Source organism: Psychrobacter sp. SC65A.3 (assembly GCF_025642195.1).
GTDB lineage: Bacteria > Pseudomonadota > Gammaproteobacteria > Pseudomonadales > Moraxellaceae > Psychrobacter > Psychrobacter cryohalolentis.
Map to the genome: position 1 here is coordinate 49,119 of NZ_CP106752.1, position 14,387 is coordinate 63,505.

The window sequence follows — 14,387 nt, forward strand, 5'->3', positions numbered from 1 at the left end:
GCCCTCTTACATTAAGAGGGCTTCTTTTTGCGTAAGAAATAGCACTTAAGCTTTCGACGTTAATGAGCCATTATTCAAAGGTTCTTTTGGAAAACTTTAGAATTGCGACCGTTATTATACTTCTCGCGGCGTACTTCAGGTAAGGCGCTTGCCTCAACTTCAGCAAACCCCTGTTCAACGAACCAATGTGCTGTACGAGTGGTCAATACAAATAACTTGTGTAGACCATGGCTGCGTGCTTGTTGCTCCAAAAATGCCAGCAAATCAGCGCCGCGGCTACCGCTGCGATATTCTGGATGTACCGCGACGCAGGCAACTTCTGCTGAATCTGTATCGAGTGGATAAAGCGCTGCACAACCTAAAATCATGCCGTCACGTTCGATGACGCTATAATTATCAATCTCTTGCTCCAAGCGTTCGCGTGAGCGACTGACCAAGATACCTTGCTCTTCTAACGGCGATAATAGCTCTATCAGCCCTACCACGTCATCGACATCAGCGCGGCGAATCTCTTCGTAAGGGTCGTGACTAATCAAGGTGCCAGAACCATCACGGGTAAATAGCTCTTCAAGTAGTGCGCCGTTTTTGGCATAAGAGATAATATGGGTGCGATGAACCCCTTGGCGACAGGCATTGCTGGCACAGCTTAAGAAGTAATTAATCTCACAGTTTAGATCACGGTCACGTAAGAAGCGGTCGACTTCATTTGGAATCATCTCACGTAGCAAACGATCATTGTGATTGATACCGGCTTCTTCGCCTAAGAATATAAGCTTGTCGGCACCAAGCGCCACGGCGGCACTAAGAGCAACATCTTCAGCCAATAAGTTAAAGACTTCGCCGGTTGCTGAATAGCCCATAGAGCCTAAAATTACAATATGATCGTGTAGTAGATTATTTTTGATGGCTTCAACATCAATAGAGCGTACTTCGCCTGTCATCTGGTAATCAACGCCATCGCGGATACCATAAGGACGCGCAGTGACAAAATTGCCCGACACTGCATCAATACGTGAGCCGTACATAGGTGAGTTGGCAAGCCCCATCGATAGCTGCGCTTCAATCTGCAAGCGAATAGCACCAACCGCTTGTAATATAGAAGGCATCGCGACGCGAGGTGTCACACGAATATCTTGATGCAGTGGTGATTCAATATCAGCATCTTTGAGGTTTTTCTCGATTTGCGGTCGCGCCCCATGCACCAATACCAGCTTGATACCCAAGCTATGCAATAAAGCAAAATCATGGATCAGTGTGCTGAAATTTGGATGATTGACCGCCTCACCACCAAACATAATCACGAACGTTTTGCCGCGATGGGTATTGATATAGGGGGCAGAATTACGGAACCAATGGACGTATTCAGGGTTAATCTGGGGCATGGCGCTAGTAGTCATAATGGGAGCAATAGTCGTTAGAATAAGAAAAAGGGCGTGACAGAGAATGCCTGTCGCTAAAGGATCGCTAAAGATTTACCATAGCAAAAAACGTCGTTATGAGCTATCTTTTATTTCAGTAGCGTTAAAGAGTCCTCACAGCAGATTAACGATATACACAACATCAACACAGGGTTAATGTACGTATAAAGGCTTTTTGTTATGCTAAGCGCTATTGCTTTACCGATGGCTTACGCAGATAATTGATAAAAATAATAATGTTTAAAAGTTAACATGACTGAGTATGACCATATATGATGGTAAATTGCTTATTCTCCTATATTTTTAAAACTACTAATTTTTACCAGCTCCTTTTGTACCAGCTTTGTTTTACCGATAAATCAACTAGGGATAATGAATGTCATGAAGAAAAGTAACCATTTTGCGAACCCATTCAGTGCATGGACTGGACACCGCTTGTTTCATGTTGTCGCTGGTACGCTCGTTGGCGTAATGGCTGTCACGCAAGCATCAGCGATGTTGCCCACACCAGAACAAGCCGTTAATAATTCAGTAGCAGTTCAGTCAAACTTTAATCAAAACAGTCAGTCAAATGCGCAAGCAGTTAACAGTAGAATTACAGCGTCATTGATTAGTGTTGATGCCAACGGTAAAGAAATACTGGTTCCTGTGGATGCAAATACGCGTTTGCAGTCAGGTAATGTTTTAGAGTATCAAGGCTATTTTACCAATACCAATGCGGATCGGGTTCGTAAAATGACCGTGACGATGAGCATTCCTGAACAAGTAGAATTGCTGCGTGCTGTTTCTCCTGATTTCCCTTATGGTAGTGCAGATGGCAATACCTTTGCCCGTATGCCGCTACGTGGAAAAGTTGATAATCAGTTGCAAGAAATTCCGTTAAAATTCTATAAAGCCGTACGCTGGGATCTAGAAGGCGTAGGTCTTAATGATACAGTCGCAGTGAAATACCGGGCACGTGTCAAATAAGTTTATGCTTTGATATCTGCTTCAACAAAAAAGCACCGCAGCAATCACTGTGGTGCTTTTTTTATCATCAATCTTTGATATCTGTAGTTAGCAGGATTTTTTATATATCCTTTTCCACTATAAATTAAAGAGTGGCATATTTACTCTTGGATTTTTCGTTAATAAGTTGCTTAATGGCATAAATTTGGGTGGTAGTAGCTTGCGAGCCAGCAGCAATCAAAGCGCTACGCTGGCTGGTATCTAGCGTGCTGATATGACCGACATTTGGCATAATCACAATATCAGCACGATCACGCTCATGACGCATTGATGCAGCGCTATGATTAATCGGAGATGCTTTCGCGTTATAGGCTGCATTGGCGATTAAACTGTTTTCAAGAAAGCCCCAAAAGCTGGTTAATGAATTGAGGTGCGGTTTTTGATTGACAGTCGATGTATTAGCGTTAGCAGCAGTCACATCAACGGCGATGATAATATCGGCACCCAAATCACGGGCGCTATCCACAGGCACCAAGCTGACCACGCCACCATCAATATATTTTTTGCCGACTTTTTCAGGGATGCGCGGTGCAATAAAGATATTAGGCACACTACAGGATGCTTGTACCGCAAGCCCAACATCACCCGTGGTAAAGACCGCTTTTTTCAACGTGTTTTTATCAGCAGCAACCGCCGCAAAGGAGATGGGGAAGTTTTCTATCGTTCGTCCACTAACATTCGCGTTAATAAAGTTTTTGAGCTTAATACCTTCGATAAAACCTTGGTTAGATAAGATAAAGTCTGTCAATTCACTATCAGTGGTGTTCAATGCCAAGTGTTCAAGCTGCTTTGCATTGTGACCACTGGCATACAAGCTACCAACTAAGCTCCCGACACTGGTGCCGACTACCAGTGTCGGTTTGATACCGTTCTCTTCTAATGCTTTAATCACGCCTACATGAGCGAAACCTTTTGCACCGCCACCACCTAATACTAAAGCTACCGTAGGTTTGTTCGGTACTGACGTATCTGCTGGCGCGACTGGCGTCAAACTATTGCAAGCACTCATTAATAGAGCAAATATAGCGAAGAGGCTCAGACGAAGCGTCAATAAAAAATGATAATAAGGGTGGCAGATAGAATGAGAGGACATAAAAAACCTTATCAAAAATTATCATAGAGGAATAAATAGCGGTGTAGTAGGGTATTCATCAATAGGTTACGCAGAAATCAGCTAGACGTTGTATGGCGAAATAGCTTAGCATAAGGTATTAGTTAACATAATAATTTAGCGGTATAGCTAGGCACGTTACAGAATATTGATCATTATCACATGATAAGACAGCTTATAAGCTAGCATGAATTCTTGAACAAGACTCTTGACCCTATAAAATTTATATTAACATCGTTAGGATTTTTGATGCCCACATCGGTTAACCCTGCTACACCTCATTTACTAGACGTTTTGGCACTTGATATGCCGGTGACGGCGCTGGCAGGTGTTGGACCAAAAGTGGCCGAGCAATTGACGCAATTGGGCATTGCCCGTATCTTTGATTTGCTACTACATCTGCCACGCGACTATGAAGATCGTAGTCGCTTGGTATCAATAGGCGATGTGGCTCATGGACAAGCCGCCATGATTACTGGTCGCGTCGTGCATGTCGATACCAATCGTAGCGGCATGACGGTGATTGTAGATGATGACACGGGTACGATATCTCTACGCTTTTTTAAGGTATATCGTGGACTTGCTCAAACCATGTGTCTAGGTACCCATCTGCAATTATTCGGTGAAGTCAAAGTGAGTCGCTACGGTAAGCAGATACATCATCCTGAATATCAAATTATCAGCAGTAACGAGACGGTAGTAAATACGGGTTTACAGCCTATTTATCCAAGCGTTAAAGGTTTACATCAAAATAAGCTGCGTACATTAATTAAGCTTGCACTGCAAACGGTTCGTAGTCAGGGCTTGCCAATGACTTTATTTGCGCCTGAGGATTTTTCAGTCGTTGCGGATTTGCCATTAGTGCCTTTTGAACCAGCTAAAATACCGATAACCGAGCCAGATTATCCAGAAGATATCTTTTCTACCCTCGCGCGTAGTGTGCCTGACAACGGTTTTAGTAGTAGTGATAGTAACAGTAGCGTCAATAGAACGAAGCCCTCTTTTTATCATAGTCAAAATAATACCAGTTCCGATGCTATAAGTATGGCTAATAATAACGTCTATAATTTAACCATATTTGAGGCGTTGGTATTACTGCATACGCCGCCTACTTATACTGATGCTGGTCAACAATACAAATTATTAACCCAATTAAGCGCTCGTACTCATGCTGCTTGTCAACGCCTCATTATTGAAGAGTTGACTGCACATCAGCTCAGCTTATTATATCGCCGTCAGCAATTGCATCAGTATAAAGCGCCAAAATGTGCTATCCAAAGTCCATTGGCAGATAAATTATTTGGTGCGTTACCATTTGATTTAACGGGCGCGCAGAAAAGAGTTATGAGGGATATTACCGCTGATATGGCCACTTCAATACCAATGCTCAGATTGGTACAAGGCGATGTTGGCGCTGGTAAAACCTTAGTCGCGGCAGGCGCGGCGGGTTATGCATTAGATAGTGGTTGGCAGGTGGCGGTGATGGCACCGACGGAGATTTTAGCGGAACAGCATTTGGTTAATTTCAAAAACTGGTTTGAGCCGTTAGGTATTGGGGTTGGTTGGTTGGCTGGTAAACAAACCGCTAAGCAGCGCCGCGAAGCGTTAGAAGCGGTGAGCGAGAATACCGTACAAGTAATCGTTGGTACTCATGCGCTTTTTCAGGATCAGGTACAATTTGCCAAATTGGGTTTGGTTATTATTGATGAACAGCATCGCTTTGGTGTTGAGCAGCGTATGGCGTTGACCAATAAAGGCGTGGCTGGTAGCACACCGCATCAGCTGATTATGACTGCAACGCCCATTCCGCGGACGCTAGCGATGAGTGTTTATGGCGATATGGACACTTCTATTATCGATGAGCTACCACCAGGGCGTACACCAATTACTACCGTAACAATTGACCGCAACCGCCGTGATGATGTGATTGAACGTATTGCAGTTAATTGTGAAGCTGGCAGGCAGGCATATTGGGTGTGCTCACTGGTTGAAGAGTCGAGTGTACTCGATGCGCAAGCTGCTGAGGCGACTTATGAAGATTTGATCGAGCGTTTAGATATTCGCATTGGCTTGGTGCATGGCAAAATGAAAGGCGCTGATAAACAAGCCATTATGCAAGCGTTTAAGGCAGGACAACTTGATTTGTTAATAGCTACCACAGTTATCGAAGTGGGTGTTGATGTGCCCAATGCTTCACTGATGGTCATTGAAAATGCAGAGCGATTGGGTCTATCGCAATTGCACCAATTACGCGGACGAGTCGGGCGCGGTTCAACAAAAAGCTATTGTGTGCTGTTGTATCAGAAGCCCTTGTCGGAGACAGGGACAGAGCGCTTAAATGTACTGCGAGATAGTACCGATGGTTTTGTCATTGCGCAAAAAGATTTAGAGCTGCGTGGTCCGGGCGAGTTATTAGGAAAGCGTCAAACAGGTAATATCGGGTATTATTTGGCGGACCTTATTCGGGATGAGCAGTTATTTGCTATTGCCCAGCGTTTGGCAAAGCATCTGATTGCAGATCCTGCACGCAAAGCTGATGTCAGCCAACTGATTCATCGTTGGATGCCAGAGGCAAGTCGTTATACCAATGCTTAATGATAGTTAACTCAACCTGTTTTCTATTACTGGTTACCATAAAAAAGCCATTATTTTCTTAAAATAATGGCTTTTTTATGGTTTTTATAAATCATTTATCAACCAATAATTAACACTGTATTCTTATTTTAATGAACTAATATTGACTTATGTGTTCATGAGTTATTATTGAACTATGATTATTTGTGTGGCAGTTTACGATAATGGATTGGCACAGTGTCTTCCATGCGTTTGCTAGGATATCGCATTTTGCATAATGATATATGTTTAAAATATGCGTATTTCTAGTCGTTTTATCGATTCTAACAGGACGTTAGGATGAGAACTTGATTAACTTCATAGTGGCAATCTATCTGCTTTGTCTGATGACTACTGTGCCATTCATGCTTTTTATTAACGACCTGAATTTATTAACAAGGATGTTTCATGAAAAAGACGTTAACCTTCGTTTGTGCTATCGCCACACCATTATTATTTAGCCAGTCTGCTTTTGCTGCATTCGATTATTTTAAAACCGATGGTAGCTTCAAACGCTTTTCGGTCTCTGCTGGCTGGTTGCATGCCTCTCCGCAAGGCACAGCCAATCCTCTAGAAAATACGACAGCCATTAAAGATGGTACTGTCGCTAAAAACGGCAGTGTTAAAATAAAAACTGTCAGAGAGGTTATTGATCCTGATCAAAGTGAGCTTACTAAAGTTAAAGTAAATACAGGCCTAACTGCTATAGGGGTAGTAAGCTTTAGAGGTGAAGAAACTGATTTGTCTAGAACTACCCTAGGTGATGTATCAGGTCAAGTTAAGCTTGGCGGTTTAGAGAATTTCAGCAGTCCAGGTACGGGTCTTGAGTCTGCTGATGTTGATACTTTTGGTTCGCTATTTAACTATTATCTAAATGATAACTGGTCGATTGAAGTCAAAGCCGGATTTCCTCCTAAAGTAGATATTATGGGTAAAGGGAAAGTGTATGCACCTATATCTGGTGAGGTTACAGCTGGTGGAATAGGAGAATATGCACTACCAAAATTTAAAATTAAAAAAGAACAGCTTATAACCGATTTAGAACAAGGTGATGGCGTGGCATCTAGGGCTCGCGCATGGCTACCGGCAGCGGGGGTGCAATATCAGTTTGGCAAATCTGGGGTCAATAAGTTTCGCCCTTATGTCGGTGCTGGGGTTATGTATGCCTATTTTAACGGTATTGAGCTAAATGAGGGTATTCGTAAAGATTTAGAGGCAGCTGGACATCAAATTCAGAATATCAAAGATGGCAAATCGGGTGCTGCGCTAGAAAATGTGCCATCCAATCGAGAGATGAACGTGGATGTGGAGGCAGAAAGCGCTTTTGCACCTATCGTCACTGTTGGCGCTACTTATGATTTCAATGATAGATGGTTTGGAGTCGGGTCATTGTCTTATGCAAAACTGGACAGCGATACGACCATCACCGTTAAAAATGATAAGAATGAAGAGTTGATTCGATCGAAAGCTCACCTTGATATCGATCCTTATATTACTTTCCTTGGCGTTGGCTATCGTTTTTAATAGAAGGTTTGTAGTAACTACAGAATAGTAGGATAAACATAGCGCACATTCTTAGGAATGTGCGTTTTGTCTTACGATCTACAAAAAGAATCTCTATCCTGTCAAATTCATTAATAAGCAGTATGTATTGCTTATCACTTTTAATATGTTCGCTTGGAGCGTTTTTACATCTGCCGATATTGAGTCAGTATGGAACTTACGAAGCTCAGACACTATATATATAAATCAGATGACAACTTAATATATGCTATCCTCAATAAATTTACAGACTATTGTAGTCATAAACAGCATTTTGACCATATAAAGATGCTCGTTTAACGTAGTGCCAGCCTATTTTCACCTATTATTTTCCTCATATTATATATCCTTATTATTGCCTGTATTGACAGAGAGTTATCATGAGCGATGTTGAAGACAACAAGCTGCCAGTTGAATCTGAGCTACCCCCATACCGCCAATCTGATGCGCGAGCGTCTAAGCCTTTATCAGATAAGCCATTATCAAAATTTCCTTTATGGTTATTACCAGTATTGGCCATTGTGCTCGTTATTGGGGTATTGGTTGGTAAGTACTGGGGCAATGATGAGGAAGCGAGCAATGAGTCGCCCGTTGCTAACAATGTGCAAAACGATAGCGCTAACCTAAAAGATGCTAGCATTGAGCAAGCTGTATTATCGGTCGAAACAGTGCTACCAAGCCAAGATAATATTGGTAATACGCTCAGTGCTGACGGAACCATCAATGCTAAAGATGTCGCTAATGTCAGTGCCAAAGTAAACGGCGTAGCGATTGAACGGATCTTGGTCGAAGAAGGTCAGCGTGTTAAAGCTGGTCAAATACTGGCTGTATTTGATACCGACGCGATGGAGCAGCAAGTCTTGCAAGCAGAAGCAGATGTTGCCGAAGCAGAAGCGACGCTTGCCAATGCCACTGCCGATGCCGCCCGTGTCCTGCCACTTATTGACATTGATGCCATTAGCAAACAAGAAGCAGATCGCTATCGTACGGCTAAACTACAAGCGCAGGCGTCACTGCAAGCCTCTAAAGCTCGACTGAGTACGCAGCGCTTGAGTGTCAATAATGCCAATGTGGTTGCACCGGTTAGCGGTATTATTAGTGAAAAAATGGCTGAAGTTGGTATGGTTGCTGGTGGAGACCCACTATTTACTATTATCAAAGGTGGTATTTTGGAATGGCGTGCGGATATCGATCCTAAGCTGATTGGTGAGGTTAATGTTGGCACACCAGTGCAAGTTAACCTACCGGGCGGCGATTCTGTCATGGGGCAGGTCAGTCGCATTGCACCAACTGCTGATAATAATAGGCAAATTACCATTTATGCTAGCCTCGCTGCTAACGCAAAAGTACGAGCAGGCATGTATCAAACGGGCGAGTTTTTATTGGGTAGTAGCAGCGCTCAAACGGTTCCTAATAGCGCCATTGTCAGCAATGACGGCTATGACTATGTGATGCTAGTGACCAATATCAGTACTAAAGACGGTAAAAACGGTCACAACATTGGCCGTATCAAACAACAACGTGTGACCCTTGGTGAGCGCTTTGGCGATAGTATTATGCTCACAGAGCCACTCCCTGCAGAGAGCCGACTTGTAAAGCAAGGGGGAAGCTTTTTAAATGATGGTGACTTGGTACGTGTCGTTGATGGTCTGAGTCAAACTGGTAAGCAGGCTACTAGCACAGACACGCAGGCGCGCTCATGAGTTTAAATGTTTCCGCCTACTCGATTAAAAATCCATTAGTGGCTATCTTGCTGTTTGTACTGCTGACCTTAGGCGGTATCTATGGCTTTATGCAAATGAAGGTGCAGCAGTTTCCCGATATAGACCTACCAGCGGTGGTGGTCACGGTGACCTTGCCGGGCGCTGCGCCATCGCAGCTCGAAAACGATATTGCAAAAAAGGTAGAAAATAAGCTCACCAGTATTGAGGGCGTCAAGCACATTCGTACGACGCTCCAGACGGGCGCCGCTACTATGGTTGCTGAGTTCGTCTTAGAAAAAGACATCCAAGAAGCGGTTGATGATGTGCGCTCGGCAGTCGGTGAGGTACGTGGCGATTTGCCTGCCGCTGCCAATGACCCTATCGTCACCAAAGTCTCAACATCAGGATTCCCAGTCGTCACGTACTCTGTCGCTGCTGAAAACATGAATGTAGAAGACTTGTCTTGGTTTGTCGATGATACCGTCACCAAGCGTTTATCTGATATACCTGGTGTCAGTACTGTCAGCCGTATCGGCGGTTTGCAGCGTGAAATTACGGTTGCCGCTGACCCTGTTACCTTGAGTGGTCTAAAGCTTTCTATCACGCAATTATCCAATCAAATCACCGGTATTCAGCAAGACAGCTCAGGCGGTGAAGCCGAAGTCGGCAAAGCCACGCAGACCATTCGTGTACTTGGGGCGGTTGAGCGCTCAAGCGAGCTGAATAATTTACAAATAGCCGTCCCTACGGGCGGTACGCAAGCGCTTGGGCGTATGGCACAAATTACGGATGGCGCGGCTGATCCAAGCTCTATTGCCAAGCTCGATGGGCAAACGGTGGTTGCGTTCAATATTACGCGCTCGCGTGGTGCCAGTGAAGTGGAAGTCATGGAGCTGGTTGACGCTGAGCTTACTAAGCTGTCAGCAGATGTAGGCAATATTAGTATTGAAAAGGTCTACGATCGAGCAACGCCAGTTGCTGAAGATTATCAAGCGTCATTACGGATGCTGATAGAAGGTGGTTTGCTTGCTGTAGTCGTGGTGTTCTTATTTTTGCGCAATATCCGCGCAACTTTTGTGGCTGCTGTGGCATTGCCCTTGTCCGTTATACCTACTTTTTTGGGTATGTATCTGTTTGGTTTTAGTCTTAACATTATCTCCTTATTGGCATTGTCGCTGGTCATTGGTGTACTGGTCGACGATGCCATTGTAGAAGTTGAAAATATTATTCGTCACTTGCGTATGGGTAAGACGCCTTATGAGGCGGCAATGGAAGCGGCGGATGAAATTGGCTTGGCGGTTGTTGCCACTACCTTTACCTTGATTGCCGTATTTTTACCGACTGCGTTTATGGGCGGAATTGTCGGGCAGTTTTTCCGGCAGTTCGGCTGGACAGCGGCATTATCAATATTTGCCTCGTTAATGGTTGCGCGCCTTATCACACCGATGATGGCAGCATATATATTGAAACCAGAAAAGAAGCACGTTGAAAAGCAGAGCGCGCTGATGAACTGGTATCTTAAAGTGGTCTCATGGACGCTAGATCATCGCTGGATGACGATGGGTGCTACCTTAGTATTATTTGTGGCTTCATTGGCTTTGGTAAAATTATTACCCACCTCTTTTATACCTGATAATGATATTGACCAAACACGGGTGGCCATTGAGCTGACACCCGATGTGGCGTTAGCGGACACGGAACGAGTTGCCGCGCTGGCAAGTGAGCGTATTTTAGCCATGCCTGAAGTGACCAATATTTTTACGTCGGTAGGTGAGGCGCAGGCGACAATGGACTCAAACTCTAGCGGTGGCAAGGCAGAAAATATAGCAGGTCTAGATATTGTACTTGCGCCAAGAGCAGAGCGCGGCTCTAAGCAAGAGATTGAGCGTAAGATGAGTACTATATTGGCAGAAGTACCCGGTGCGCGCTTTACGGTCGGGTTATCGAGTGGTGGTGAGACAGGTTATAATTTTTCTTTGACTAGCACCGACCCGCAACTGCTTGAGCAAACGGTACAGCAGATGATGTCAGAGATCCGTGAGCTACCAAGTGCTGGTGCTGTCACGAGTGATCGCAGCCTGCCCCGCCAAGAGTTGACCGTCACGCCAAACAGGCTAGCAATGGCGGATAAAGGGGTGACGACGCAAGACATCGCCATGACCTTACGTGTAGCGACCGTTGGTGACTATGAGCAACGTTTGTCCAAGCTGAATTTAGATACGCGGCAGATACCAATTGTCGTGCGCTTGCCAGATATCGCTAAGCAAAACGTCAGCCAACTCGAAGGTTTATATGTACCAAGTGCGCTACCAGCAGGACAAGGCGTGCGTGTTGGCGAAGTTGCGACGCTCGACTTTGGTACTGGACCTGCGCAAATCAGTCGCCTAGATCGTGAGCGGGCGATTAGTATTACTGTTCAGCCTGCCAATGGTGAGCTTGGTGATTTGGTACAAGCGGTCAAGAGCATACCTAGTATGCAACAGCTGCCAGCCTCTATTACTATTATCGATCAAGGACAAGCGGAAAATATGGCCGAGTTATTTAGCGGCTTTGTGATTGCAATGTCGGTCGGCGTGGTCTGTATTTTGGGCGTACTTATATTATTATTTGGACGCATCTTGCAGCCATTTACGATTCTCATGGCATTGCCACTGTCTATCGGTGGTGCCTTTGTAGGCTTGGTAATTACCAATAGCAGCCTGTCGATGCCCTCGATGATTGGTTTTATTATGTTGATGGGCATTGCGACCAAAAACTCTATTCTTTTGGTCGATTATGCACTGATTGCTCAGCGGCGCGGCTTAGCACGTTTTGAGGCGATTATCGATGCTTGTCGTAAGCGTGCGCGCCCGATTATTATGACCACTATCGCGATGGGTGCGGGCATGCTGCCATTGGTCTTTGGTTGGGGCGATGCCGATCCGACGTTCCGTCGACCGATGGCGGCCGCCGTATTGGGTGGTTTGGTCACTTCAACTTTATTGAGCTTGGTCGTCATTCCAGTTGTATATACGCTGATGGATGACCTATCAGAATGGTTTGCTAAGTGGCTTGCTCCAAATGGTAAGCCAGATAGAGTGACTGAGGAAAAATAGCAGCTCTAACAGTATTACTGTTAGTAAGCGACATAAAAAGCTCAAACTATATTCAGGTATAGTTTGAGCTTTTTATGGGTAAGATGTTAGCTACTAGATTAATTCAAGCTACTATGAGGTTAAAGAGTCGTAATGTGTGTTATTGGGAGACAAGTTACCAAGGTAATGGGCTTTAATTATGGTTCTTTGTATGACGTTAGTCTGAAACTGGTAAGTTTAGTGGTTTAGTTGAGCAAGTCTTTGTTATAGTCGATTCAGTTAAATTTATCAAAGAAACGGTTTATATCGATATTTGGATGCTATCCGTGTCTTGATCATTACTAGAACTATAAACCAGTTTCTACAAATATTAGAAAACAAGGAATAACTATGATTAATGCCTATGCAGCAAAAGAAAAAGGTGGCGAGTTTGTGCCTTATCAATATGATCCTGGCACATTAGGGGATCATGAAGTAGAAATCGAAGTACATAGCTGCGGTATCTGCCATAGCGATCTATCGATGTGGCAAAACGAATGGGGAATGACCCAATATCCGTTTGTAGGTGGGCATGAAGTCGCAGGAAAAGTCCTCGCAAAGGGCAAGCACGTCAAGCACCTAGAGCTTGGCGATAAAGTCGGGCTTGGCTGGCATAAAGGATATTGCAACGTTTGTGATCTATGTATCGGTGGGGACCACAATCTATGCCCTGAGCAAGAAGGTACTATCATTGGTAACCATGGCGGTTTTGCAGATAAAGTACGCGCAAAAGATACTAGCGTCATCAAGATACCTGAAGGGCTTGATTTTAATGCGGTAGGACCATTGCTATGCGGTGGCGTTACGGTGTTTAATCCGCTTATGCAGTACGACATCACGCCAACCTCAAGAGTCGCTGTTATCGGTATCGGTGGTTTAGGTCATCTAGCGCTTCAGTTTGCCAATGCGTGGGGCTGTGAAGTGACGGCATTTACCAGTGAATCAAAAATGGAAGAAGCAAAAGAGATGGGCGCTCATCACTCATTAAACTCAAGAGAGGATAGTGAAATTGAAAAAGCCGCTGGTTCTTTTGATTTAATCATATCAACAGTGAACGTCGATATGAACTGGGATGTTGTGATCAAGACTTTGAGACCAAAAGGTAAACTACACTTTGTTGGACTGTTAGAAGCTCCATTAGAGATATCAGCTGCACCAATGATTATGTCTCAAAACAGTCTGTCAGGCTCACCAGTTGGATCACCGTCAACCCTGCGAAAAATGTTAGACTTTGCCGCTCGACATAATATTCAGCCAGTGACTGAAACGTATAAAATGTCTGATATCAATGAAGCATTTGAGCGCCTAGAGAGTGGTAACGCTCGCTATAGAGTGGTATTAGAAAGAGACTAAAAGTTATTGGCTAAAAGTTATTAAAGGTAACGAAGCATAGTCACAGTAGTGATACCTCAAATGATAAATGATGAGTTATCGCTATTTTTTTTGTATTGTACCTCTACTTTCTTTAAGCCATTTTTGCTTTTTTTTGAGCGCATAAAAAACCCTTGCTGTGGTATTAAACAACAGCAAGGGCTAATAGTTGAGTCAATAGAATGAATTGTCTAATATGATACTTTATTACTCGCTGACAATAAATGTCATTGAGTAATTACCTATCATACTAGAAGTGTTCTAAATCCTTGATAAGTATAAAAGCTATAAATGGCTAATAATAATTACCTATCATACTCGTTTAGTTAATCTTACCTATTGAGCCTAATATTTAGTAATTAGCTATCATACTGATGTTCCCATATTATTAATGGCTTCTATTTTAAATACTATGCTATATTTGATACGTTGGATATGAATATACAGGATCTATTTTTGATATTAATCTGACTATTTCTAACTCCAATATTACCGAGAGCATACTTGT

At 43.8% G+C, this 14,387-nt stretch carries 8 protein-coding genes; 6 read left to right on the forward strand and 2 right to left on the reverse strand.

The genetic code is table 11. The features are described 5' to 3' along the window. Nucleotides 1-74: 74 nt before the first annotated feature. Nucleotides 75-1,397, reverse strand: coding sequence for an amino-acid N-acetyltransferase (gene argA, locus OEG80_RS00215; RefSeq protein WP_020444499.1), 1,323 nt, complete (start codon nt 1,395-1,397; stop codon nt 75-77). 402 nt (nt 1,398-1,799) lie between these two features. On the opposite strand from argA, the gene OEG80_RS00220 reads away from it, so the two are divergent. After that, nucleotides 1,800-2,387 carry a hypothetical protein gene (locus OEG80_RS00220; RefSeq protein WP_011514709.1) on the forward strand — a complete coding sequence of 196 codons (588 nt, stop codon included), beginning with the start codon at nt 1,800-1,802 and terminating at the stop codon, nt 2,385-2,387. A 124-nt stretch (nt 2,388-2,511) separates the two neighbouring features. Here OEG80_RS00220 and OEG80_RS00225 read toward each other — a convergent pair whose 3' ends face one another. After that, nucleotides 2,512-3,519: a patatin-like phospholipase family protein gene (locus tag OEG80_RS00225; protein WP_263241202.1), complete on the reverse strand. Its 1,008-nt coding sequence runs from the start codon at nt 3,517-3,519 to the stop codon at nt 2,512-2,514. A 267-nt stretch (nt 3,520-3,786) separates the two neighbouring features. Between OEG80_RS00225 and recG the strand changes: the two genes are divergently transcribed. The 5 genes from recG (at nt 3,787) to ahr (ending at nt 13,861) form a co-directional block, all read left to right on the forward strand. After that, a complete protein-coding gene (gene recG, locus OEG80_RS00230) occupies nt 3,787-6,132 on the forward strand; it encodes an ATP-dependent DNA helicase RecG (protein ID WP_263241204.1) in 2,346 nt (781 codons plus the stop codon). 426 nt (nt 6,133-6,558) lie between these two features. After that, nucleotides 6,559-7,674 carry an OmpW/AlkL family protein gene (locus OEG80_RS00235; protein ID WP_201531847.1) on the forward strand — a complete coding sequence of 372 codons (1,116 nt, stop codon included), beginning with the start codon at nt 6,559-6,561 and terminating at the stop codon, nt 7,672-7,674. A gap of 398 nt (nt 7,675-8,072) precedes the next feature. Then, on the forward strand, nt 8,073-9,395 hold the full coding sequence (locus tag OEG80_RS00240) for an efflux RND transporter periplasmic adaptor subunit (protein WP_263241207.1): 1,323 nt from the start codon (nt 8,073-8,075) through the stop codon (nt 9,393-9,395). Then, the gene (locus OEG80_RS00245) at nt 9,392-12,490 is read left to right on the forward strand and encodes an efflux RND transporter permease subunit (RefSeq protein ID WP_263241209.1); all 3,099 of its coding nucleotides are present in this window, start codon (nt 9,392-9,394) and stop codon (nt 12,488-12,490) included. The genes OEG80_RS00240 and OEG80_RS00245 overlap by 4 nt, the downstream gene beginning before the upstream one ends. A 369-nt stretch (nt 12,491-12,859) precedes the next feature. Beyond that, a complete protein-coding gene (gene ahr, locus OEG80_RS00250) occupies nt 12,860-13,861 on the forward strand; it encodes an NADPH-dependent aldehyde reductase Ahr (RefSeq protein ID WP_020444493.1) in 1,002 nt (333 codons plus the stop codon). Nucleotides 13,862-14,387: the final 526 nt, after the last annotated feature.

Coding starts and splice junctions, on each gene's coding strand:
- OEG80_RS00245 (WP_263241209.1), top strand. CDS start 9,392: ATGAGTTTAAATGTTTCCGCCTACTCGATTAAAAATCCATTAGTGGCT.
- ahr (WP_020444493.1), top strand. CDS start 12,860: ATGATTAATGCCTATGCAGCAAAAGAAAAAGGTGGCGAGTTTGTGCCT.
- OEG80_RS00240 (WP_263241207.1), top strand. CDS start 8,073: ATGAGCGATGTTGAAGACAACAAGCTGCCAGTTGAATCTGAGCTACCC.
- argA (WP_020444499.1), bottom strand. CDS start 1,397: ATGACTACTAGCGCCATGCCCCAGATTAACCCTGAATACGTCCATTGG.
- OEG80_RS00225 (WP_263241202.1), bottom strand. CDS start 3,519: ATGTCCTCTCATTCTATCTGCCACCCTTATTATCATTTTTTATTGACG.
- recG (WP_263241204.1), top strand. CDS start 3,787: ATGCCCACATCGGTTAACCCTGCTACACCTCATTTACTAGACGTTTTG.
- OEG80_RS00235 (WP_201531847.1), top strand. CDS start 6,559: ATGAAAAAGACGTTAACCTTCGTTTGTGCTATCGCCACACCATTATTA.
- OEG80_RS00220 (WP_011514709.1), top strand. CDS start 1,800: ATGAAGAAAAGTAACCATTTTGCGAACCCATTCAGTGCATGGACTGGA.